At 45.7% G+C, this 22,354-nt stretch carries 20 protein-coding genes; 3 read left to right on the forward strand and 17 right to left on the reverse strand.

The genetic code is table 11. From position 1 onward, the window contains the following. Positions 1 to 110 precede the first annotated feature (110 nt). Positions 111 to 1,340, forward strand: coding sequence for a cysteine desulfurase family protein (locus FHS57_RS19070; RefSeq protein WP_183976487.1), 1,230 nt, complete (start codon positions 111 to 113; stop codon positions 1,338 to 1,340). Next, entirely contained in the window at positions 1,324 to 2,616 is a 1,293-nt protein-coding gene (locus FHS57_RS19075; RefSeq protein WP_183976489.1) for an O-acetylhomoserine aminocarboxypropyltransferase/cysteine synthase family protein, read from the forward strand. Before FHS57_RS19070 ends, FHS57_RS19075 begins: the two co-directional genes overlap by 17 nt. A 392-nt stretch (positions 2,617 to 3,008) precedes the next feature. Here the strand turns inward: FHS57_RS19075 and FHS57_RS19080 are convergent, their stop codons facing one another. The 14 genes from FHS57_RS19080 to gldJ all read right to left on the reverse strand — a co-directional run bounded on the left by FHS57_RS19080 (position 3,009) and on the right by gldJ (position 19,108). Then, positions 3,009 to 3,443: a DUF4395 domain-containing protein gene (locus FHS57_RS19080; RefSeq protein WP_183976491.1), complete on the reverse strand. Its 435-nt coding sequence runs from the start codon at positions 3,441 to 3,443 to the stop codon at positions 3,009 to 3,011. 12 nt (positions 3,444 to 3,455) lie between these two features. Then, positions 3,456 to 4,691, reverse strand: a complete 1,236-nt coding sequence (locus tag FHS57_RS19085; RefSeq protein ID WP_183976493.1) for a peroxiredoxin family protein — start codon at positions 4,689 to 4,691, stop codon at positions 3,456 to 3,458. A 53-nt stretch (positions 4,692 to 4,744) separates the two neighbouring features. Next, complete coding sequence (locus FHS57_RS19090) at positions 4,745 to 6,232, reverse strand: tetratricopeptide repeat protein (RefSeq protein WP_183976495.1); 1,488 nt, start codon at positions 6,230 to 6,232, stop codon at positions 4,745 to 4,747. Beyond that, the gene (locus tag FHS57_RS19095) at positions 6,220 to 6,675 is read right to left on the reverse strand and encodes a carboxymuconolactone decarboxylase family protein (RefSeq protein ID WP_183976497.1); all 456 of its coding nucleotides are present in this window, start codon (positions 6,673 to 6,675) and stop codon (positions 6,220 to 6,222) included. Before FHS57_RS19095 ends, FHS57_RS19090 begins: the two co-directional genes overlap by 13 nt. An 8-nt stretch (positions 6,676 to 6,683) precedes the next feature. Then, complete coding sequence (locus FHS57_RS19100; protein WP_183976498.1) at positions 6,684 to 7,478, reverse strand: SDR family NAD(P)-dependent oxidoreductase; 795 nt, start codon at positions 7,476 to 7,478, stop codon at positions 6,684 to 6,686. A 48-nt stretch (positions 7,479 to 7,526) separates the two neighbouring features. Continuing rightward, on the reverse strand, positions 7,527 to 8,339 hold the full coding sequence (locus FHS57_RS19105) for a phytanoyl-CoA dioxygenase family protein (RefSeq protein WP_183976500.1): 813 nt from the start codon (positions 8,337 to 8,339) through the stop codon (positions 7,527 to 7,529). Positions 8,340 to 8,429: 90 nt separating this feature from the next. Beyond that, the gene (locus tag FHS57_RS19110; protein WP_122931086.1) at positions 8,430 to 9,245 is read right to left on the reverse strand and encodes a serine O-acetyltransferase; all 816 of its coding nucleotides are present in this window, start codon (positions 9,243 to 9,245) and stop codon (positions 8,430 to 8,432) included. A 61-nt stretch (positions 9,246 to 9,306) separates the two neighbouring features. Then, positions 9,307 to 11,235: a family 2A encapsulin nanocompartment cargo protein cysteine desulfurase gene (locus FHS57_RS19115; protein ID WP_183976502.1), complete on the reverse strand. Its 1,929-nt coding sequence runs from the start codon at positions 11,233 to 11,235 to the stop codon at positions 9,307 to 9,309. Then, positions 11,219 to 12,145, reverse strand: coding sequence for a family 2A encapsulin nanocompartment shell protein (locus tag FHS57_RS19120; RefSeq protein WP_183976504.1), 927 nt, complete (start codon positions 12,143 to 12,145; stop codon positions 11,219 to 11,221). Before FHS57_RS19120 ends, FHS57_RS19115 begins: the two co-directional genes overlap by 17 nt. A gap of 9 nt (positions 12,146 to 12,154) precedes the next feature. Continuing rightward, entirely contained in the window at positions 12,155 to 12,757 is a 603-nt protein-coding gene (locus tag FHS57_RS19125; protein ID WP_183976506.1) for a redoxin domain-containing protein, read from the reverse strand. A 6-nt stretch (positions 12,758 to 12,763) separates the two neighbouring features. After that, on the reverse strand, positions 12,764 to 13,990 hold the full coding sequence (locus tag FHS57_RS19130) for a sterol desaturase family protein (protein WP_183976508.1): 1,227 nt from the start codon (positions 13,988 to 13,990) through the stop codon (positions 12,764 to 12,766). A gap of 11 nt (positions 13,991 to 14,001) precedes the next feature. Continuing rightward, on the reverse strand, positions 14,002 to 14,883 hold the full coding sequence (locus FHS57_RS19135; protein WP_183976510.1) for a sulfite exporter TauE/SafE family protein: 882 nt from the start codon (positions 14,881 to 14,883) through the stop codon (positions 14,002 to 14,004). Positions 14,884 to 14,948: 65 nt separating this feature from the next. Further along, on the reverse strand, positions 14,949 to 17,516 hold the full coding sequence (locus FHS57_RS19140; protein ID WP_183976512.1) for a TonB-dependent receptor: 2,568 nt from the start codon (positions 17,514 to 17,516) through the stop codon (positions 14,949 to 14,951). Positions 17,517 to 17,809: 293 nt separating this feature from the next. After that, positions 17,810 to 19,108 (reverse strand): gliding motility lipoprotein GldJ, encoded by a 1,299-nt coding sequence (gldJ, locus tag FHS57_RS19145; protein ID WP_183976514.1) that lies wholly within the window; start codon positions 19,106 to 19,108, stop codon positions 17,810 to 17,812. A gap of 248 nt (positions 19,109 to 19,356) precedes the next feature. On the opposite strand from gldJ, the gene FHS57_RS19150 reads away from it, so the two are divergent. Next, entirely contained in the window at positions 19,357 to 20,772 is a 1,416-nt protein-coding gene (locus tag FHS57_RS19150) for a prenyltransferase/squalene oxidase repeat-containing protein (RefSeq protein ID WP_183976516.1), read from the forward strand. Here FHS57_RS19150 and FHS57_RS19155 read toward each other — a convergent pair. The 3 genes from FHS57_RS19155 to FHS57_RS19165 all read right to left on the reverse strand — a co-directional run bounded on the left by FHS57_RS19155 (position 20,766) and on the right by FHS57_RS19165 (position 22,339). Further along, positions 20,766 to 21,776, reverse strand: coding sequence for a WD40/YVTN/BNR-like repeat-containing protein (locus tag FHS57_RS19155; protein WP_183976518.1), 1,011 nt, complete (start codon positions 21,774 to 21,776; stop codon positions 20,766 to 20,768). The genes FHS57_RS19150 and FHS57_RS19155 overlap by 7 nt on opposite strands. A 165-nt stretch (positions 21,777 to 21,941) precedes the next feature. After that, complete coding sequence (locus FHS57_RS19160; protein WP_183976520.1) at positions 21,942 to 22,133, reverse strand: hypothetical protein; 192 nt, start codon at positions 22,131 to 22,133, stop codon at positions 21,942 to 21,944. 53 nt (positions 22,134 to 22,186) lie between these two features. Continuing rightward, entirely contained in the window at positions 22,187 to 22,339 is a 153-nt protein-coding gene (locus tag FHS57_RS19165; RefSeq protein ID WP_122931076.1) for a lmo0937 family membrane protein, read from the reverse strand. Positions 22,340 to 22,354 lie beyond the last annotated feature (15 nt).

Below are 22,354 nucleotides of genomic sequence, written 5' to 3' on the forward strand. Positions count from 1 at the left end.
TTAGTCTGTATGTATATTTAAGGTGGGTTAGTTATTTCAAATAACCGTCGGGGGCTTACCCCGACGGAGTATTTTCCTCCACCTCTCTAACATTCCAATCATCAGACACCATGAAAATATACTTTGATAATGCAGCAACTACCCCCATCGACCGTGAGGTATTAGGGGCGTTGATGCCCTATTTGACCACTTTTTACGGCAACCCATCCTCCAGTCATGGATTTGGACGGCAAGCACGCGAAGCCATTGAAACAAACCGAGCCCAAATTGGGAAGCTACTCAATGCGCCTTCTGAGGCTATTTATTTTACATCGGGCGCAACGGAGGCGTTGAATTGGGTGATTACCGCAGCGGTGAATGCGTACGAACTTCGGCACGTCATCACAAGTCCTACTGAGCACAAAGCCGTGCTGCAACCCCTTCGTTGGTTGCAAAAAGAGCATAAAATCCAGCTACATTACGTGGAGCTAGATGAAAAAGGGCAGATAGATATAGGCCATTTGCAAGAATTATTGAAAGAGTTTCCGCATTCATTGGTGGCGCTTATGCACGGCAATAATGAAATCGGAAACCTGCATGATTTGGAGTTGATTGGCCGTCTGTGCCAAGCTGCTGGAGCGCTTTTTTTATCGGATACCACCCAAACAATTGGTAAGTATCCGTTTGATTTACAGCGTCTTCCTGTTGATTTTTTAGTTGGGTCGGGGCACAAGTTTCACGCCCAAAAAGGCGTGGGTTTTGTGTATGTTTCACCCAAACGTAAGATAAAACCTTTATTACACGGTGGAGGACAGGAGCGTTCGCTCCGTTCGGGAACGGAAAATGTAGCGGCCATCGTCGGAATCGGAAAAGCCCTTGAAGTAGCTTACCAAGACCTAGAGGCCCACGAAAAGAGCATTCGTTTTGTGAAAAACCGCCTGATTAAACAACTCGAAAATTTGGGAATAGGCTGTACGTTTAACGGTGAGAGTGCTTCTTCGGAAAATAGCCTTTATACGTTACTCCACGTCGCGTTTCCCGCCTTAAAATCTGGAGAGTCTTTGCTGAGTTACTTGGATTTATACGGCATTGCTGCCTCGGGTGGGAGTGCGTGTTCCAATCTTCAAGCCACTGATTCTCACGTATTGACGGCGCTTCAAGCCGCGCCCGAAGCCCAACATATTCGTTTTTCGTTTAGTAAATACAACACGCCTGGCGAAGTGGATTATGTCACCCAAAGTTTGAGCGAGATTTACGAAAACGACCGCCGAACTTTCCATCCAAAACGCTTGCGAAACGATTTGAATGAACGATTTTTTGAACCCTTAAACGTATTATATCGTCATGTCACTAAAATTTGAAACTTTACAATTACACGCAGGCCAGACTGCCGATCCCACCACCAACGCGCGGGCTGTGCCTATTTACCAAACCACCTCGTACGTTTTTAATAACGCCGAACACGGGGCCAATTTGTTTGCGCTCAAAGAGTTTGGAAATATTTACACCCGTATCATGAATCCTACCCACGATGTGTTTGAAAAGCGTATCGCGGCTTTGGAAGGGGGAGTGGCTGCCCTTGCTACGGGTTCGGGACATGCGGCACAGTTTTTGGCAATCAATAACATTACGACGGTTGGCGATAACTTCGTCACTACGTCGTTTTTATACGGCGGAACGTACAATCAATTTAAAAATTCTTTCAAAAACCTTGGGGTAGAAGCTCGTTTTGTGGACGGCGACAACGTGGATGCTTTCGAGCGGTTGATTGATGAAAAAACCAAGTTTTTGTACCTAGAAACCATTGGAAATCCAGGCTTTAATGTTCCAGATTTTGAAGCTTTTGCGAAACTTGCCGACAAATATGACCTGCCGATTATTGTGGATAATACGTTTGGTGCGGGTGGAGCGATTGCCCAACCCATCAAGTACGGAGCGCACGTAGTAGTATCGTCGGCTACGAAATGGATTGGCGGCCACGGGACAACCATGGGTGGGGGCATCGTTGATGCTGGAACGTACAATTGGGGAAATGGAAAATACCCGCAGTTTACAGACCCCTCGCCGAGTTATCACGGATTGGTGCTCAACGACGTTTTTGGGGTTGGAGGCCCCTTTGGCAACATTCAATTTATCATTCGAGCACGGGTAGAGGGTTTGCGTGATTGGGGGCCTGCTCAGTCGCCTTTTAACTCGTTTTTACTACTCCAGGGGCTCGAAACGCTGACATTGCGCGTAGAACGTATCGGTGAAAACGCCCTTGCTTTGGCGCAGTGGCTTCAAAACCAACCGCAAGTGGAGAGCGTGAATTACCTTGGTTTGGAGGAAAATCCTTACCATGAACTGGCGAAAAAGTACTTTACGCGAGGATTTGGCGGGGTACTTTCGTTCAAATTAAAAGGTGGCCGCGAGCAGGCTGAAAAATTTGTCAATAATTTGAAGTTAATCAGTCACTTAGCAAACGTAGGTGACGCCAAAACGTTGATTATTCATCCCGCTTCTACGACCCATTCGCAGTTGTCGGCCGATGAGCAGCGCACGGCGGGTGTTGATCCTAATTTGTTGCGTATTTCGGTGGGTATCGAACATATCGACGACATCAAAGAGGATATAAGTCAAGCACTTAGCCTCGGGTAATTTTTTATTGAGTCTTTTTCATAGCCCTGTATAGGGAGAGTGAAAGGGAATTTGGGAAATGAGTCAATTTGGGGTAATCGCTTGAATTATCCCAAATTTTATTTTCCAAAGGACATTCCTCAAACTGAATAACGGTCGGACTATCGTCTGACCGATGCCCAGAAGATCAGACGACAGTCAGACCGTATCGTGTGTACAATCTGGCTGAAAAAATTGTATAGAATTCTCGGTCTGACTACCGTCTGACCGATGCCCAGAAGGTCAGACGACAGTCAGACCGTATCGTGTGTACAAGCTGGCTGAAAAAATTGTATAGAATTGGTGGGTTGAATAAAGCAAAAATCCCCGAAGCATTGCTTCAGGGATTTTTTTATGACAGGCAAGAAAAAAAGCTACTCTAATCCTATTTTTCGCCATACGGGCAACAGCCAATCATAGACGTAACAACCCGCGCAAATGCCCGCCAGAGATTCGAGTGCCGCAAAGAAAGTTAAAATGCCTGCCACCCAAATCGCTGAAATACCTAGTAAATGTAAAACGGTGATGGTGACTGAAAAAGCAAATCCAACCCGCGCCGCAAAACGTTTGGGAGGAAAGTAAATGGGTTTGGTTGGAAAAGAAAATAGCTTGACAATTAGGTCGCTTATCCGAGCTAACGGACTGTATTTTCCCGCATCGAATGCGCGTAAACCAAAGTCAATAACCAACAAAATGGGCAAAAGCAGCCAACCTGTTTCGAGATAGCCAATAGCCAGTATCAACACTAAAAAGGCGATAGTACGCACTTTGTATTCGTTGATTTGAGCGATATGTTTGATTTCTGACATGGTGATGGTCCGTTACTTCCCGCCTGTGGCTGCGTTTATTTTGGGAGCTTCAGTCGCAAGCAATTGATTGACATCGTCGTTAAATTCTTTCACAAATTCTTCGTAGTACGCGCCCGTAGCAGGCCCAGTGTAGCCTGTGTGAATCTTGGTCACTTTTCCCGTGCGGTCGATATAAATCGTAGTGGGAAACGAGAGTACTTCGCTCAGTTCAGGCAGCACCGACGACGCATATTTTTTGTCGGCTACCCCCGCAAACAGCAAGTCATAGTCGATGCCAAACCGATTTTTGAGGGCTTCTAGGCGTGTTTTGGCAAAGGCGGGGTCGTTTTTGCGCTCAAATGATAGTCCAATGATTTCGACTCCCCTTGCGCGGTTGGCTTTGTACCAAGGCGCCAAAAATTGCGCCTCATCTACGCAGTTGGGGCACCAGCTTCCCAAGACCGTTACAATCACTGCTTTGCCTTGGTATTTAGGGTCTTTGAGTGACACCGTTTTGCCCGTAAAAGCGTCAGGAAAGGAAAAATGAAGGGTAGAAGCGCCTTCTTTAAGGGTGGTTAGGTGGTAGGCATCAGGAAGGGCGGCTTTTTCATTGCGCGTTCCTTTGAGGAGTTGATTTCCCCGAAAACCGATAAATTCGCCCGTCAATTCGTTTCCTGAGATTTTTCCTTTGATGAGCGTTGGGTTGGAACCACTGAAGGCGGAAAGAAAAAACGCTTCCCCTTTCACCGTGCCTTCTAAATAGCGAAAGTCACCCGTAGTAGTTAGAAATGTCCCCGTTAATTTACTCCCCACTTGTTCAAACACTCCAACCACGTTGCGACCATTGCCTTTGTCGTCGCTGATGGTCACGTCCCATTTGCCTTTGAGGCTGATGTTGGCAACGGGGGTTACTTCAAAAAATCGGTATTTCTTGCCAAACTCGGCTTTAAACGGGATTCCTGCATCGGCTACATTGCGTTTAAAAGCGCCTGAAAGCTGCGTTGGAGAGTCAATCTTAGCGGCCAATACGGCATCATAGACCTCCACGGGAAAAAACAAAGAATCTCCTTTTTGCGTCACTCCTTTTAATTCAAAGCGTTCGGAGCCGTTCAAGAGGTAAGCGGTCTGACCTTTTAATTCAAAATTGAAGGGGGCTTCTTGTCCTGCGGGAAAAGCAAAGGAGCCTCGCCAATGGCCTTGTTGAGGAGCGACTTGGGCTTGGGCAAAACTTGCACCAAAGAGGGCGGTAATCATTGTGAGCTTTTTCATACAATTCTGCTGGTTTAAAGTTGATAAGTGCGTGATTATTAATTGTTAAAATATTAGCTATCAAACCCCATTTCAGTGAGCGCAGCGCGCGCTTTGCTGTCAACGGAGTTTTTGTATTCGTGTTTTTTGTAAGAAATTGCCTTCTCAAAATAGGCTTTGGCTTGCTGGCGTTGCCCTTTTTCTTGGTAGTAATAACCAATCTGCAACGACGCGCTCGGTGCGAAATACCAACTTTCTTTGGCCGACAATTGAATGGCTTTTTCAAACGAAGCCAAGGCTTGGTCACTTTGATGCGTACGTTGAAACACTTTCCCCGCTCGGAAATAATACTCGGCGCGTTCTTTAGGGGTTTCTAGGTCTTTTTCAGTAAGTTGAGTCAGCAATTCCGCCGCTTTTTCGTAATACCCACCGTCAGAAGCATGTTTGATTTTGAGCAGGGTTTTGTTCGGAAGTTGGTGTGTTTTTGAATAGCTTTCGTAGAACTTCTCGGCGGCTTTGTCCGACTCCGCGTAAGCCACGCCCACCGACGGAATCCGCGACAATGATTGTTGAGCCTTCGTTGAATCGCCCGTGAGCCACTGACACAGCGCTAGTTTGTAATAGGCTTCTTTGAGGTAAGATTTGCCTTTGAATTGACGGATATAAAGCGCATACAACCGACTTGCTTCGACGTAGTCGCCTTTGAGCAAATGGGCGTCGGCGCGGTAGAGTGTAAAAATAGAAAGTGCGGGATAGGAGGGGTCAGATGGTGCTTTTTTGAGCAGTTTCAACGCCTGCTCGTTGCGGGTACTTTTGAGCGAAATGGCCGTGGCTAACCAATAAAAACTAAGATTATCCGATTGATTTTCAATTGTATTGAGCAGTTCGGTGTTTTCGCGTTCGTCAAATTTTAAAACAAATTCTTGAATAAAAAAGGACGTAAGCAGTGCTTCGTTTCCCCACTCTTTGTCTTTGGTAGCTCGGCGCAATTCAGCAACGCCCTGAGCAATGTTACCCTTTAAACCCAGCAATTTGAGTACCCAACGGTGGTTGTCGGGAACGGAGCCAATGACGATGTGTAGGCAGCCCAGCGATTTGTACGTTGGTAGAAATTGAGGATACAATTTTTGGTTTTCTTCCAACAACTTCGCCGCTTGAATCACATTCCAAGCCGCTTTTACCTCATTCCCAAAACGAATGCGCACGACTGCCGACAGTAGTTTGATTTCGGCCCGCAAAAACCGATGGTAAGGTGACTGTTCGTCGAGGTCTTCAATGGCGTCGAGGCGTTCATCTTCGTGGGTTAGGAACGCATTATAAGCATCTTCGGTGTCGGTGTTGAGTAAGTGAATTGTTTCGGCATAATGCTCCACGTAAGCCCGAAACGGATTGGTTGATTTTTCGGACGCGGCCAATTTTTTTGCACCTTCCAGCCGAAGTTTAAACACTTCTTGGTGGGCTTTTTGCAGGGTTGGGGTAAAGTCAAAGTCAGCCGCTTGTACCAAAGATACAATCGAAAAATAGCCCACAAAAAGCGCGAAATAGGTTTTTATACTAAACATAACTCAGTTCTGAATGCTTCGGGTAACACATACGGTTGTAGCGATGCTTCGACTTGGACTTCCAGCGTTGCGTTGAACATCGTTGCGGCAACCAATTGAGTCGCAAAACTCACGAGCAAAATGACCTGTTCCTGCGAGTAGCGTTGGGTAAGGGCATCGTACAGTTCATCGGGGATTTTTCCTCCTTCGGTGGCTATTTTTGAGCCAAATAAAATCACAAGCAATTCGTCTTCTTCCACTTCTAACAGGTCGGGATTTTCTCCTAATTCCAGTAAGTTTTTCCTGAAAAAAGCCGAGAAAACCGCGCTTTGAGCGGATTGAGCAATGAGGTAGCCAAACATCAAGGCAAGGCGTTTGCCGAGCAGCTGGTGTACTTGCGTATATTGCTTATCGACAATGCTATGGATTTCGGAAGGGATAAGGACAGGAATGCTCTTTGACATCGGTTCGGTTAGTTTCGGGGTTCGTAGATGTTTGCGGCTACTTTTTCTGTCACTAGTTTGGGGACGTACTTGGGTAGGTGCGCATTGAGGACGTTGAGAAAACCAGGGATGATTTCTGATTTTTTGGCAAACAACCCTTTAACGGCAATCTTGCCTACGGCTTCGGGCGTCATATTCACTTTGGACGCTGTCTTTTTGGTATGTTCGCCCATTCTGGCGCGATAGACAAAATCGGTGTCGGTGCTGCCTGGGCTGAGGGTCGAAACGGAAAGGCCAGTTTCCCTTAACTCAAACCGAAGGCTGCGCGTAAACGACAATACCGCCGCTTTGGAGGCCGCATAAACGGCGAGGTAGGGCACAGACTGGTAGGCAGTTGTGCTGGCTACATTGAGCAAATAGGTTTCTCCGTTGTTTTTTAGGATAGAAACAAACAGGTATGAAAGCCGCACGACCGCTTTGAAGTTGACATCCACCATGTTGAGTTGCTCTTCAATATTGAGGTCGGTAAATCGCCCCGTCAGTCCAAACCCTGCGTTGTTAATCGCCACCTTTAATTTATCCTTGAAGGGAGCCACCCATTTTTCAATGTTGGCGACAGCTTCTGGTTCGGATAAATCTTGCACAAAGGTGTGAACACTGAGCGCAGGGTAGCGCCCGCGCAGTTCGGTTTGGGTATATTCGAGCACCTCTTGGTCAAAATCGACCAAGAGGAGGTGGTACTGACGTTGAGCAAGTTCGTTGGCAATGGCCTTTCCGATGCCTTTGGCCGAGCCTGTTACGAGGGCATATTGGGGATTGTTCATGGGGAAATACGAATTACGAATGAGTGAATTATTACAAGCCAATGGAGCTTATTTAACAACATATTTCGCAAGACGCTGGTAAAAAGGGGTTTTGCTATGTTCGTTTTTGGGTACGTATTTTCCTGTCACGATGGGTACATACATGACGCGACGGCGCGACTGTTCACCCTCAAAAACACTGGCTTCTACCCGATGCCACAAGTCGCCGTCGTGAATGGTCAAATCACCCGCTTCAATATCGAGCCCTACTTCGTTGACGTCGGGCTGGTGGTCGATGAATTGTTTTTTGCGGAAAAGCGTCTGAAAAACGCCTTGGGTGTGCGTACCCGGTAACACCTTGAGACCCCCGTTGCGGCTTAGGCAGTCATCAAGGTGAGTACCGATATTGAGCATTTTGTGAATCTTTTGTCCTAAAAACAAGTCCCGTGGGCTATCGGTATGCCATCCCATAGAGGTAAACTTGCTGTGTTTGTCTCGAACGTAATGGTTAAAGACCAGCCCATCTTTTTCGTCTTCTCCCACGCGGGCATCGCCGCCGATTAAAGCCGTAAGCGATTGGATACGAGGGTCTTGGATATATTCGCGTAGGATGGGGCTAAACTTTGACGCAAAGCAAATTCGCTGAACCAACGGACTGCCGTCGAGGTCTTTGCCAAACTTGAGGGGCACTCCGTTGATTTTTTGTTCGCCATCGGCCAAAATTTGTTCTTCAATCCGCTTGAATTCGTTGAGAAACAACTGAACGGTGTCTTTGGCAATGAAATTTTTGAAGTGTAAAAAACCGTTTTGATTGAAAAACGAGATTTGTTCTTCCGTCAATTTTTCGTTGAAAGTAAAGGTCTGAGTGTCTAATCTTTTCATAATTGTATCAGGTTTTGAAAATAAATATCAATTTTATAGATTTTATAGATTAATTGGTAAAAATAAAACACAAGGCTTAAAAAGCAAACGTTAGTCAAATACCTCGTCTTTTACTTCGATTCGGAGTTGGTGGGTATTAAAAACGTGCGAATTGGGAGCTACACTTTTGGTTAAAAATACGCTGCCTCCAATGATGCTGTTTTTACCAATGACGGTTTTTCCACCAAGGATGGTAGTTCGGGCGTAAATGATGACGTTGTCTTCTACCGTAGGGTGGCGTTTTACTTCGGCCAGCTCCTTTGCTACTTGCAATGCTCCTAGCGTAACCCCTTGATAAATAGAAACATTGTTTCCAATAATGGCCGTTGCACCGATTACAATGCCTGTACTGTGATCAATCATAAACGGGACTCCAATTTTCGCCGCAGGGTGAATGTCGGTGCCCGTATTTCGGTGCGCATACTCGCTCAAAATCCGTGGCAAAACGGGTACTTTTAAGAGCGTTAATTGATGAGCAATGCGGTAAACGGCAATGGCGTAAAAGCCAGGGTATGAAACGATTACTTCGTGAATGCTCGTGGCGGCAGGGTCAAACTCATAGATTTTGGCGGCGTCGGCTCGTAAATGATGATAGACCGTTTCCAATGATTGATAAAAGGCATTGACTGTCCCTTCAATATCGGCTTCCGTAGGGTCTAAGTAGCTCAATAAAATATTCTCAAGGTCGATTTGATTCTTCTTGAGGATACCCACGTAGGTTGCCTTTTTGTGCAAACGGTTGTTGGGAAAAAGAAACTCAAAAAGGTTCGTCAACCAATCAATCGAATCTTGGATTTTTGGCGTTGCTTCCCATTCTGCTTTGTGCGTATGGTGAAGTTTGTCGATAAATTCCTTTACGTCAGACATAATGAAAGAAAGGTTTCAATTCTGAAACCTGATAGGTTTTTAAAACCTATCAGGTTTGGGGTTATTTTTTATGTTGCAAACGATAGAGCGTTTCTACCAACGTGTCGATGTCGGCGCAGGTATTGTAAAACGCCAACGAAGGTCGAACGGTACTTTCCAAGCCAAAACGCCGCAAAATTGGCTGCGCACAATGGTGTCCCGTACGAACCGCAATTCCCTCTTTGTTAAGGGCTTGCCCTACTTCGTCGTTAGTGTGACCCTTCAAGGTAAACGACAAAACACTGGCTTTGTCGGGAGCAGTACCTACCAATCGAAGCCCTGGAATGTCTTTCAACAACTGGGTGGCGTAGTGCAACAATTGATGTTCGTACTGGTAAATGAGGTTCATGCCTAAACCTGTGACGTAGTCAATGGCTGCGCCGAGCCCCACTGCGTCGGCGATGTTTCCCGTCCCAGCTTCAAAACGAGAAGGAGCGGGGTGGTAAACGGTACGCTCAAACGTCACGTCTTTGATCATATTTCCTCCACCTTGCCAAGGTTGAATCTGATTCAGCAAGTCTTCTTTGCCATAAACCACACCAATGCCCGTTGGCCCGAACACCTTGTGTCCCGAAAAGACAAAAAAGTCGGCGTTTAAGTAACGAACATCCACGCTCATGTGCGAAACCGATTGGGCGCCATCGACGAGCACTTTTGCGCCAATCTGATGCGCGAGTTCAACGATTTGCTTAGCTGGAGTAACCGTACCTAAGGCGTTGGAAACCTGCGTGAACGATACGAGTTTGGTGCGGGAGTTGAGCAATTTTACGTACTCTTCCAGGATTACTTGGCCATCATCATCCACGGGAATCACACGCAAACGCGCGCCTTTTTTCTGCGCCAATTGCTGCCAAGGTACAATGTTGGCGTGGTGCTCAAGGTGGCTGACAATGATTTCGTCACCTGCGTTAATAAATTGTTCTCCAAAACTTTTAGCCACCAAATTAATCGCTTCCGTTGCCCCCCGAACAAACACAATTTCGTTGGTCGAAGCGGCATTCAAAAACGCCCTAACTTTTTCGCGGGCGGCTTCGTAGGCATCGGTAGCGCGAGCAGCTAATTCGTGGGCAGCGCGGTGAATGTTTGAGTTTTCGTGTTCGTAAAAATAACTCAAACGGTCGATGACCAACTTAGGCTTTTGGGTCGTAGCCGCGTTATCTAACCAAATCAGAGGTTTCCCGTTGACAGTTTCCTGAAGAATGGGAAAATCTTTCTTGATGAGTGCAGCGTCCAACGGGAGCTTTGGAGTTGATTTTAAGCTACTGGCGGAAGCTGTTGTTGGAGAAACAAAAGGCAATTGCGGTACGAAACCATCCCCTAAGCCGTGCAAAGCGTTACCCGAAAGAAAATAGTAAGGGCTGCCTAGTTGAGGTACTGACGCAATGTGGTTCGACCCCGAAAGTGCTTCCAGTGCGTGTTGTAATTCGGATTCAAACGAAAAATTGGATTGGTAGGGCAACTGTTCTGGGGATGTTTCCCTGCCCGACCCAATAGAGGAAGGGATAGCGTCACTTTTTAAGTTTTCGTCGGGAAAACTGGTTTGTGGATTTTCCAGATTAATGTTGTTGCCGTGCTGAATCGCCGAGGGCGACGCACCGCTTCCCGCGACGGAGCTAGGAATTCGTCCGCCGTTTGAGCTAATGCTGGCAGGTTCGACCACGTGCGGCGTAGTCGGTTCTGTACCAGTAGCGACAAAAGCCGTTGGGTCGTGCAAAGTCGGTGTAATGCCAAGGCCGCCCAATGCAGGCGGCGTGGGTGCGCCGTCTGCAAAATAGAAAGGAACCTCATTGGGAGCACCTGCGTGAACAGGTGCAAGGGCATGAATCGCCTGTTTGGCAAACCCTTGCGCAATCGGATGCTCACCTGGCAAAGCAGCAAAAAACTGATTGGCCAGTGCTTCCAATGCTGCTACGTCGGGCAGTCCTGTCGAGGTATTAATACTTGTACTCATGGTAGTTGCCGATTTCAACGTCTTCCAAAACTGCAATGGCATCGTCCACCAATACTGCTAACGAGCAGTAAAGTGAAACAAGGTAAGAGGCGATGGCCTTGTCGTTGATGCCCATAAAACGAACCGAAAGTCCAGGGGTTTGCTCGCCTTGCAAGCCAGGTTGGATGAGTCCTACAACTCCCTGACGGCTCTCGCCCGTGCGCAGCAAAATAATTTTGGTTTTATTGTTTTGGATAGGAAGCTTGTCCGAAGGAATCAACGGAATGCCCCGCCAAGTAATAAACTGTGACCCAAACAATGAAACAGTTGGCGGCGGTACGCCACGGCGCGTACACTCACGACCAAACGCCGCAATGGCCAACGGGTGGAGCAAAAAGAACCCAGGTTCTTTCCAAACTTTGGCAATCAGCTCGTCCAAATCATCGGGAGTAGGAGGGCCAAGGCGGGTTTTGATGACTTGCGACGGAACGACGCTGTGCAGCAAACCGTATTCTTTGTTATTGATAAGTTCGCTTTCTTGGCGCTCTTTAATGGTTTCAATCGCCAAGCGCAACTGCTCCGAAATCTGATTGTAAGGCTTGCTGTACAAATCAGAAACGCGCGTGTGAACGTCCACAATGGTTTGTACGGCCGACAAATTGTATTCACGCGGATTGTCAATGTAATCGACGAATGTTTGGGGAAGAACCCGCTCGTCGCGCGCCGAACAATCGACTTCAACGCTGTTGGCGTTTTTGACTTTGTTGAGACGGTAAACGCCTGATTCTACAGGAACCCAGTTCAAAAGGCGAGTCAACCAGCGAGGGGTGATGGTCACCATTTGCGGCACGGTACGGGTCGCAATCGCCAGCTGTCTAGCGGCTACGTCGCCTAAGGCCGTTTGCTTGTTTTTGTTGGATGTGTCTGACATAAGATGGATTTATTTTAGTGCAATTTTTACGGCCCGTTCAATTTCTTTTTCTGAAACAGCATATTCAAAGTCCTTGTCAACGTAGTCATAGACGATGTATCGGTTTCGGCTTATGACAAACGTGGCAGGGAAAGGTACATCCTCCGAAATCCCCGCAATGCGGTCCCAAACGGGTTCAAATTCGGAATAGACCCCCAGTGCTTCGCTGATTTTATTGTTTAAATCTTGGACTATGTTAAACTCAATCCCATAATCTTGTACTGTATGAACAATGTGTTTGAATTGCTCAGTGCTGATAACAAGCATGTTAGCGCCTAATTTTGAGATAACGTCAAACGCTTTGTTGAGGCGGTCGAGGTGGGTTGCGCCGTATTTTTCCCATGCAGGACTGTATGTACTAAGTACCAAAGGGCCTTCATTTAGCAAATCGTGCAGATAGAAAAAACTGTTTGATTCCAAATAGACGGGCAGGTTTTGCCATACACCTACCTCGGCATTCACCCGAATGTTGGGGAGAAGTCCGCGATTTTTTACGGGCTGTACTTTTTGATAAGAAGTTGGTAATGATGAGATAAAATAATCTTCTCCAATGTTTTTTATGATGGCTCTCATGTTGTATTAAGAATTTGGGAGGTAAATGTTTCCGTAGAGTAAGCGTAGGTATTGGCGTTCGATGCTTCGTAAGTAAACCAAGGCTGCTACTAATAAGCCCGCCGAAAGTACAAAGGTGGTCGGAGTAGGGTAGTAGTAATAAACGACGCCCATCAAACTACCTATCCGTAGGTATTCGAGGTAAAATACCCATCTGCGTTGTTCTAAGATGGCCCCACTGTTGACCAAGGTCAATAAAATAAACAAAGAAATAGCGAGCTGTACTGGCAGCGGAACGTAGTGTTCTAACAGCAAAAACCAAAAGAGTAAAAAGAGCGTAAACGCCATTTGACCCAGTACATAACCTTTAAATCGGTGAGTGGGAGCTTGTACTTTTCGGTGAGATAAAAAAAGGATTTCTGCTTTTGATCTCATTCGTTCATCAAACTCAGCAGGTTTACCAAATACGACTTTTAGTTTGTTCCAGAACCCTTTTTGTGATGTTACGGCAAGTCCTAGTTCGACAAAAAAGTGAAAGTGTTGCCATAAAAAGCTGTGACTTCCGAGTGGTTTTGTTAGGCCATAGACGGGCGCTTCAGTTTCTTTGGCAAACGTCCCAAACAGTTTGTCCCAGATGATGAACATATCCCCGTAGTTTTTATCGAGATACTGTTCATTGGCCGCGTGGTGAACGCGGTGGTGCGACGGCGTTACTAAGATATATTCTAAGATTCCTAATTTTCCAATGAGCTGTGTATGCGTAAAGAAGGGGTAAATCCCGTGAATGATAAGTACGACCGTAATCATTTCCGCTGGAAAACCAATGATGGGAATGATGGTCCAAAAGAATGTTCGGGCTACGGCCTGAATGATAGTGATTCGGGTACCCGTAGTTAAATTAAAGTCTTCGCTTTGGTGATGAACGACGTGCGCCGCCCAAAAAATATTTACTTCATGGCCAAGCCGATGGTACCAATACCACAAAAAATCAGTAAACAACAGTAAAAGAATCCAATGAAGCAGTGTCGGTTGGATGTCAAGTAGCGCAAAATGCCGATGCAAATAGTCATAGACAAAGTAAAAAGCGCCTGCGGTAAACAGGTCAATCAAGCGCTCTGCAATCCCAACGTTGAGGTTAGCAATGGTTTCATTAAAGTGAAAATACTTTTTCCCTGTTTTTCTAGCTATAAAGTATTCTAATCCGATAAAAAATAAGAAAAGGGGAACAGCAAAGGCAAAGATGTTGATGTTCATGGCGTTGAGCATTAAAACAAAGTCAAAATATTGCGTAGGCTAAGAAGTACAATAACGATTCCGACAATTACCATTAAGATTTTTGGGTTTACTTTCCCGCACACATACGCCGCAAAGGGAGAAGCGATGACGCCGCCAAGAAGTAACCCGATAACCACACGCCAGTTGTCAATGCCAATCAGTAGGGTAAACATCCCTGCTCCTGCAGCTGCGATAAAAAACTCGGCGGTATTGACCGAACCAATGGTGTAGCGAGGGTCACGACCGCTTCCAATCAAGGTGGAGGTAACAACAGGTCCCCAGCCACCGCCTCCAACGGCATCGACAAAGCCGCCAAGGAGTGCCAAAGGCCCGACGTATTTGGTTTTTGCTTTTGCTTTCTTTTTGCCTAAGGCTTTGCGAATCACCACAATGCCCATAACAAGTAGATAAATGGAAATGTAGGGTTTAATCAAATTGCCGTCAAACGAACTCAAAATATAGGCACCCGTGACTGCCCCAATAATGCCAGGAATGAGCAAAAGCTTGAACAGTTTTTTGTTGACATTCCCAAACTTCCAATGCGACAAGCCCGAAGCGCCGCTCGTGAATACTTCCGCAATGTGCACACTCGCACTCGCGGCTGCGGGAGGGACGCCCAAGCTCAACAAAAGTGACGTAGAGCTTATTCCGTAGGCCATTCCTAAAGCACCGTCGATGGTTTGGGCCAGAAAACCTGCCCCAATAAAAAGGAGGGTTTCGGAGGTAAATAAGTCCTTAAAACTCAGTTTCAGGTTGGCTCCCCAAAGCTGCCATCCTCCCAGACCCACGGCGGCTACTAAGATAAAAGCAAAAAGCCCGAAGAGAATGTAATCACCTCCAAATACTCTTTTTTGAACGGATGTCTGTGCCATGGTTGTGTTTGTTTAGGGTTTGAACGAGGGTTAAAAACGAAACCCTCGTTCAAAATACAGTGAGATTATAGCGTGTATCGAAGCGTTACGCCGTAGGTACGTGGATCACCCAAAATACCGCCGATTTGGCCTGCGCTGCCTGGAGCGACCAACAATTGCTCGTAGTAATCTTTGTTGCCTAAGTTTCTTCCCCAGATGAAAATAGACAAGCCATTTGATGCTCTGAAACCTACGCGGCCGTTGAGCAACGCGTATCCTTCAATGTCTAAGAAAGCCGAAGGTGAAGGGCTTGACGAGAATGTAGAGCGGTAATACACATCAAGACCACCGAAGAAATTGCCTTTTAGTCCCAATAGGCTTCCTTTGCCCGTAATTTCAGTACCAAGTGATCCTGCGTATTTTGAAATACCTGGTAACTGACCTCCCGAAACATCTTTGAAAGCTTGTGCGCCACCCACTTCTTCAATTGGCACTGGAGCGTTGGTGAATTTCACGTACTTCCCGTCTGTGTAGGCAAAAGCACCCGTGAAAGAGAGGTGGTTATTTGCTTTGATGTTTCCATCTATTTCTAAACCAATCACTCTTACGCGTTCAGCATTGGCCAAATATCCTCTATTTACCCCAGGTTCAGGAGTTTGTACTTGCGTTTGGTAATCTTTTATGTCGGTGTTATGAAATACGATGTTCAACACGGAGTTGACAGAAGGCTTGGTTTTTAACCCAAATTCAAGGTGAGAAACCGCTTCTGGTTTAACCGTAGCCAATTCAGTCAATACTCGACCGCTTGCCGTTGGCAAACCACCTACGTTGACACCAATTGGTTTATAGCTCAGTGAATACGTTCCGAAAGCATTGACGTTTTTGTTGAATTTATACTGTACCGTTAGCTGTCCAGAGAAATTACCTTCAGAGGCATCAATGTCGAAGGTTTGGTTACTATATACCCCATTTTTCAAGGCCAATAAAGCGGCGTCGGTAGTTTGTAAGCCTCCGTAGGTAACTCGACTGTAGTTAGCTTTCTTTGTGTCGTTGTTGTATCTAATACCTGGTAAGATGTGCAATTTGCTGGTGATGGCCCAGTCCGCTTGCGCAAATAATGCTACGCTGGATGACTTGATGCCGTAGGTAGTTTTGATACCAAAATTATCAAACAAGCCAGGAGTTTTCCAAAGCGCACTGGTAGAGCTTTGGGCAAAACGCCACTGTGCCGAACCTGCTTCTTCAGTGTGCACTGGATCTGTTCTTAGGTCTTGCCACAAACCGAAAGCACCAATTACGCCGCTTAGTTTGTCATTGATTTTTCCTGAATATCTGAATTCTTGCGAAAACTGGTCATGGGCAGAGGTTCCTGACGATATGGTGAAAGAAGGCAAGCCAGTGTAATCGCGGTCGTTAAGGGGATCCCATTTCCAATAACGCCATGCCGTTGTTGAGGTCAACGTTCCTTTGCCGATTTTAAAGTCTGCATTCAAGGACAATCCACCTAATTGGTTACCAGCTCTTGACGGCGTATCTAAGTCTAATATTCTTTCAAAAGCACTTTGATAGGGCAATTTATAGTTCAAATCGGCAATGATGGCGTTGAACTGACGGTAAGCTGCGCGTTGGGTAGTGACTACTTTAGCGACTGGCCAACCGTACCCCACAGGTTTTTGGTCAGTGATGTCAGCGATAAACGTGATGTTTATCTTTTCAGTTGGCTTGTACAAAAACTGCGTTCTGACGCCGATATTGTTGATGTCATTGATATTGGTTTGGGTGCGAGTATTATAAAACAACCCATTTCTTTGTGTACCCGAAAACGAAACCCTTGCCGCTAGTTTTTTGCTCAATGGGCCAGAGATAGAAGTTTTTGCTTGAATGAAGCCGTAATTCCCGTAACTAAGTTCAAAGCTGGCGGTTGGGTCAAAACTAGGAGTACGTGAGGTAATATTGAAGGCGCCCGCAGTTGTATTTTTTCCAAATAATGTTCCTTGTGGCCCACGAAGTACTTCTACCTGGTCGATGTCAATAAAATCGAGGGCAGTAGCTGCTGGGCGAGCATAATACACCCCATCTACATAAAATCCAACACCAGGGTCAATTCCGTCGTTGGTTAATCCGTAGGTTGAGCCTAATCCTCTGATATTGAGGGTGGTGTTTCGAGCGTTTGAGGCATAAAGCTGAACGGTTGGTACCAATTCCTTCAAACGGTTTACGTTAAAAGCACCTTGGTCTTCTACCGTTACACCGCGTACTACTGAAATCGGAATGGGAATGTCTTGTACCGACTCTTGGCGACGACGCGAAGTAACTACCACGTCTTCGAGTTGGTTAGAACCAGCTTCCAAACGAATCTCAACTTTAGGTTCGTTGACAATAAGTTCGCGGGTTTTATACCCAATGTAAGTTACAATGAGGGTAAATGGAAGTTTTTGTCCCGTAACGAGTCGAAACTCACCATTAGCGTCGGTAGAAGCGCCATTGGTGGTACCCTTGATGGACACCGAAGCGCCAATAAGGCGTTCGTTGGTGACGGCATCGATGACGGTTCCCGATAAGGTAGCATTAATAACGGGTGTGTTTTGTGCATTCGATTGAAGTACAAAAAAGAGCAAACCTATCGAATAGAATACTTTTAGAGCCTGTTTCATAATCGTGGCGAATTGGACAGTTTTTGGTGGTTTTTTTTGTGGTTTTAACAAATACTTATATCCTATCGAATATATGTATTATTAGGGCTTTTAAATGGCCAGAGATTTTTTCTCTGGCCATTTTGCTGGTTGCAAAGGTCTAACAGTGATTCGTTAAATCCAACTATTTTATGAAAAATATTTTTTAGATAGATTTTGTATTTTAGTAAAAGTACTTGATAATCAATCGTTTTTACACGAAAAGAGGCGACTTTTCAGCCGCCTCTTTTCGTGTAAAAATATAAAATTAATTACTACTTATTTCTACCTGTCGAAATCATCGCACAACGGAAACCAATCATGGCCGTCGAAGAATCTTGTGATAAGAAACGGCGTGTACCTGGTGATAACCAATAAGCTACGTCGTTCCAAGAACCTCCTTTATACACACGGAGTTTGTCGTTGATTACTGAGTTGTTACCTTTTACGTCATAGCGTTTTTCTTCGTCCAAGAAACCATCACGACGCAACGGGTTCAAGTCTTTGAAGTCCATTGATGACAACGGACGATAAACGTCATATACCCACTCGTTTACGTTTCCAGCCATGTTGTACAAACCGAAATCATTGGCAGGGTATTTATACACCTCTTCCGTGATAATGGCACCGTCGTTTGACTTACCAGCAATACCCGCATAGTCACCTTTGGCACGCTTGAAGTTGGCCATCATTTCACCTTTGTGTTTGCCACGTGGATTACGCAACGATGAGCCATCCCAAGGATAAATACGTTGGTTCGACTGGTTTTCGTCGGCGTACTGTGTACCAATCATTGCTTTGGCGGCATATTCCCACTCAGCTTCGGTTGGAAGACGGTAGTTCGGTAGCACGTAGCCACTTTCTACCGCAGGGCGCGCGTTGGTCATCAATGCTTCCGACTCAGCCATAGCTTGGCCTTTTTTCTTCTTACCACCTAGCGACGATTTCTTTGGTTTGCCCGTAGCTTGTTTGGCTAGGTTATCGTTCACAAAGTTGGTACGCCAGATAGAATAGTCGTTTGCTTGTACCCACGATACACCCACTACTGGGTACATACGGAAACCTGGGTGACGGAAGTAGTACGTTACGTACGAGTCGTTGAACGACAAGGGATCGTACCAAACCGTTGTGTCAGGAAGTGCTTTAGAAGCTACCTCAGCCGATGAGTCGCGCTGTACATAATGGAGGTATTCGAGGTAGTTGAGGTTGGTAATCTCGGTTTCATCCATGTAGAAAGACTGCACACTGACCGTACGCTCACGATTGTCACGAGAGTTCATCACATCCTCTTCCAACGCCCCCATGGTAAAACGGCCTCCTTCGATAAACACAAGGTTAGGACCTACCACTTGCGATTTGTAAGGCATTACTGCGAAGCCTTCTGGCTCGGCAGACGTTGCTGCAACACCTTTCTTCCCTTTTTTGGCTTTGCCATTTTTAGAAGCAAAATCCACGTTCGTTGCTGTACTTTTCTTGCCTGGATTGAGGCTCGAAGGGTGTTTCGACTTACAAGCACTGATCAGCACTGTGGCTGAGAGCACCCAAATCGCCGCTTTCATACTGAATTTGACCATTTAGATTAAATAGTTAATCGTTATTAGTTATCCTTGTAATCGTTAATTACGAATTTTTGTACCTTAAATGTTTGTTTATTAACTCGGCAAAAGTACAATTATTGCCTTAAAAGAACTAAGAATCCGTCGATTTGTTGTCTATCAATAACTTTGCCAAACTTCAACAAGGCCGTTTTTCTTGTTTTTTCGTTCAAATAACGAATCCTATTTTGGCGGTATTGTTATAAGTAAAAAAGATTTTCAATAAAATGTCCCTTCGTCTTTCTCAGTTATACATACGATGTTGGCAATTGCTTCATCTCTGCATGGGTATCATTTGTTGGGGAGCAAGTACCACAACTAACGCCCAAACACCTGATTCGATTGCGTTGGAAGTGAAATTTGCCCTTAACTATTTGGAAAAGAGCCAGTGTGCGCTCACCATTGAAGGCAAAGAATATGCGGGCGAATGGCCTGCTTACATGCAAATGCACACGCGTTTTGTCCTATTAGGTACACGCCACAAGTACCGAGACTCAAACAGTTTTACCACAATTGGTATTCATAACTTGTTGGCCGAAATGTATTTGTCGGACACCGCTTTGCAAGAAATTCGTCCCATGCTGCTCAAAGCCTACCCCGAAATTTGTTCGTACGCGACCGATTTGGAATTTAATTTTTGGAAAAAAATGTCGCCCAATCGTGACTTACAACGGGGGGCAGAACCGCAGCCTGTGCCGTTGGTGCGGCGTCCAACGCAGTATAAATTGAATTCTCGGTATATCAATAATGCTGCCAACGTCGAAAATGACGCCGATGATACGGCTTCGGGCAACTTGGCGATTTGGTACCACAACCGCATCTTTGGCACAAATGACAGTTTGGTAAGCCATCGGCTTTTTGACGCGTTTTTGGACGAAAATCGTAAGAACCGCCATTGGTATAATTACTTATTTAATGGCTTGCCTAATTCAAGTGCTTATATGACTTGGCTAGGAAAGGAGGCGGAATTTAAACGTTGGAATATCTTAAAAACGATTGGACACAACCAGACATTTTTTCTGAAAAGTAGCATTTGCTATCCAACGCCTTATCAGCCTTACATTCCGTACGGTACCAACGACCTAGACGCCGTCGTGAACGCCAACGTACTGACCTATTTGGCCAAAAAAGGGGAACTTCCCCAAAGCCGTGGGAGGGTAGGGGCAAAAAACTTTATTGAACACCAGGCAAAAATGCAGCGTTGGCGGCGAGCGGCGACGTATTATCCCAACCGCTACCATTTTCATTATGCAGTCGCCAAAGCCTTGGCTGCGGGCGATTCTTCGTTACGACCAACTGCCAAAATCATGTTAAGTCACCTCGTGGCGTCGCAGCGGGACAATGGAAGTTTTCGGAGTCGTCGAAAAGTAAATCACCGAGATGTGGTGCAGTCGTCGGCTTATGCGCTGTTGGCGATGTTGTATTTTAAAGAAGCAGGAGTCGATGTTCCTAAAGAAAAAATAGGGTTACTTGTACAGTTTTTAAGCCGTCAAAAACAGCAGGAAAAAGACCAGATTTATTGGAAGGGAGGGGTGTTTTTTTCGGGAGGAACGGTGGTGCGGAATGTGCTTTACTTTACATCCGATGCTTACACAACGGCATTGATTGCCTTGGGTTTGCAAAAATTTCTTCAACTTTACTGAGCGCTTCCAACAGTGGGAGGCGTGGGCTGAATCGTGATTTTAAGCAGGGTTTGGGCGCTACCAATGGCTAATGCGGTGTTTTCGGAAGTAAAAACGGCTTCGTAAATGCTAAATTGGTCGTTGAGTTGTACGCCAAAGCGCTTGTATTTTCCTGTGTTGTCGCCCAATAAAATTTGGCCGTTGCAAGCGGTGTAAAGCTCGTATTTGTGGTTGGTCACGCGCCCCCAAACCAAGCCCGAAAGTGGGATTTCGGAACGCTGCCGATTGCGATGAACGCGCCCTTTTTTCCCAATCCACCCACCCATGGCTACGTACTGCGAAGGGCTGTCAAACTGAATTTCGTGAAAAATACTATTGCCTATTTTTTCCTGACGTTTCCATTGGTCGTTGGATAGGGCGTACAAAAAAGTCTTGTTTGGGGTGTACATCAAGGCATATACTTGCTGATTATGAGGGTTATACTTAACGCACCAAACCATTTGAAAAGGATTGCTATAGACTTTTTTCCAAGTGCGACCTCGGTCAATGGATTTGAGAATAAAACCCAAAGGAACGGTTTTCTGAGAGTGGGCAATGGCCGAATTGCCCCCGCAGATGAACGCCGTAGAGTCGTTGACGACGGCCATATTGTAAAAGCATGCTTTTTCGTAGCCTTTCACCCGTATCACTTCCCACGTTTTTGACACTAAGTTGTGTTTGTAAATCACTCCTTTATCGCCGCAAGCAATCAGATTTTGGTCGTCGAAGCGGTCAAATTTATAAATATCAACGTGTTGGTTGGGGTACGAAATGTCGGATAATTGGCCGTAGGCATCGCTGGCTTTGAGGGTGCCGTATTTCCCGCCAATCCAAAATTGGTTGGCAACGGGAATAATATCATAAAAAGAAGAGTCACTAAAAGACGTTCCTTGTTGGAGAACTTGGATACTAACCTCTTGAGCACAAACGGCCAAGGAGGTTAAGAGTAAGAGGATGATAGACGTTATTTGGGCTGTAAATTTCAACTATACGAGTTTTTTCTTTCCTGCAAAAATACGCAGTGGGCGGTTCTTTCCCAACTATCCTAAAGACAACTTACTGGGCTTTTACCACTATGGAAAGAATAAAACAAAAAAAACGGGCCATTCCAAGGCAGATGGAATGGCCCGTTTTGCTTATGGTACTATCTATTAGTGAAGAGCGTGACGCATACGGGTGGCGTTGTTTTTGACTTTCCGAAAGAACAAGTCACGGTGTGCTTGATCTACGTTTGTGTTGAGTCCATCCTGCTTGGGATGATAAGTTGAATAAAGCAACGCCGATGAAACTGCAAGTCCGATGAGTCCGACGCCCATGATTATTAACAAAATGAGAGCTTCCATACAATTGAACAGTTTTTTAAGTGAAACATCAACAAAAACGTAGTGTAGGGGTGCTAAACAGTTCCTCTACGGATAAACCCAATCAGGAACGAGATAACGGCAAATACCAAAAGAATGTGAATAAGCCCAGAAGCGCTGTAGGCAAATGCGCCAATTAACCAGCCTATTACTAAAATAACCGCGATAATATACAAGAGAGAGCGCATGATTGAAAATGGTTT

This window comes from Runella defluvii (genome assembly GCF_014195535.1).
GTDB classification, from domain to species: Bacteria; Bacteroidota; Bacteroidia; order Cytophagales; family Spirosomataceae; genus Runella; species Runella defluvii.

Bases quoted from the DNA above. Each gene is read 5' to 3' on its own strand.
- FHS57_RS19110 (WP_122931086.1), bottom strand. From the start codon at position 9,245: ATGTCTGACGTAAAGGAATTTATCGACAAACTTCACCATACGCACAAA.
- FHS57_RS19090 (WP_183976495.1), bottom strand. From the start codon at position 6,232: ATGTTTAGTATAAAAACCTATTTCGCGCTTTTTGTGGGCTATTTTTCG.
- FHS57_RS19130 (WP_183976508.1), bottom strand. From the start codon at position 13,990: ATGAACATCAACATCTTTGCCTTTGCTGTTCCCCTTTTCTTATTTTTT.
- FHS57_RS19165 (WP_122931076.1), bottom strand. From the start codon at position 22,339: ATGCGCTCTCTCTTGTATATTATCGCGGTTATTTTAGTAATAGGCTGG.
- FHS57_RS19125 (WP_183976506.1), bottom strand. From the start codon at position 12,757: ATGAGAGCCATCATAAAAAACATTGGAGAAGATTATTTTATCTCATCA.
- FHS57_RS19070 (WP_183976487.1), top strand. From the start codon at position 111: ATGAAAATATACTTTGATAATGCAGCAACTACCCCCATCGACCGTGAG.
- FHS57_RS19075 (WP_183976489.1), top strand. From the start codon at position 1,324: ATGTCACTAAAATTTGAAACTTTACAATTACACGCAGGCCAGACTGCC.
- FHS57_RS19135 (WP_183976510.1), bottom strand. From the start codon at position 14,883: ATGGCACAGACATCCGTTCAAAAAAGAGTATTTGGAGGTGATTACATT.
- FHS57_RS19095 (WP_183976497.1), bottom strand. From the start codon at position 6,675: ATGTCAAAGAGCATTCCTGTCCTTATCCCTTCCGAAATCCATAGCATT.
- FHS57_RS19105 (WP_183976500.1), bottom strand. From the start codon at position 8,339: ATGAAAAGATTAGACACTCAGACCTTTACTTTCAACGAAAAATTGACG.
- FHS57_RS19150 (WP_183976516.1), top strand. From the start codon at position 19,357: ATGTCCCTTCGTCTTTCTCAGTTATACATACGATGTTGGCAATTGCTT.
- FHS57_RS19100 (WP_183976498.1), bottom strand. From the start codon at position 7,478: ATGAACAATCCCCAATATGCCCTCGTAACAGGCTCGGCCAAAGGCATC.
- FHS57_RS19140 (WP_183976512.1), bottom strand. From the start codon at position 17,516: ATGAAACAGGCTCTAAAAGTATTCTATTCGATAGGTTTGCTCTTTTTT.
- FHS57_RS19160 (WP_183976520.1), bottom strand. From the start codon at position 22,133: ATGGAAGCTCTCATTTTGTTAATAATCATGGGCGTCGGACTCATCGGA.
- gldJ (WP_183976514.1), bottom strand. From the start codon at position 19,108: ATGGTCAAATTCAGTATGAAAGCGGCGATTTGGGTGCTCTCAGCCACA.
- FHS57_RS19115 (WP_183976502.1), bottom strand. From the start codon at position 11,235: ATGAGTACAAGTATTAATACCTCGACAGGACTGCCCGACGTAGCAGCA.
- FHS57_RS19080 (WP_183976491.1), bottom strand. From the start codon at position 3,443: ATGTCAGAAATCAAACATATCGCTCAAATCAACGAATACAAAGTGCGT.
- FHS57_RS19120 (WP_183976504.1), bottom strand. From the start codon at position 12,145: ATGTCAGACACATCCAACAAAAACAAGCAAACGGCCTTAGGCGACGTA.
- FHS57_RS19085 (WP_183976493.1), bottom strand. From the start codon at position 4,691: ATGAAAAAGCTCACAATGATTACCGCCCTCTTTGGTGCAAGTTTTGCC.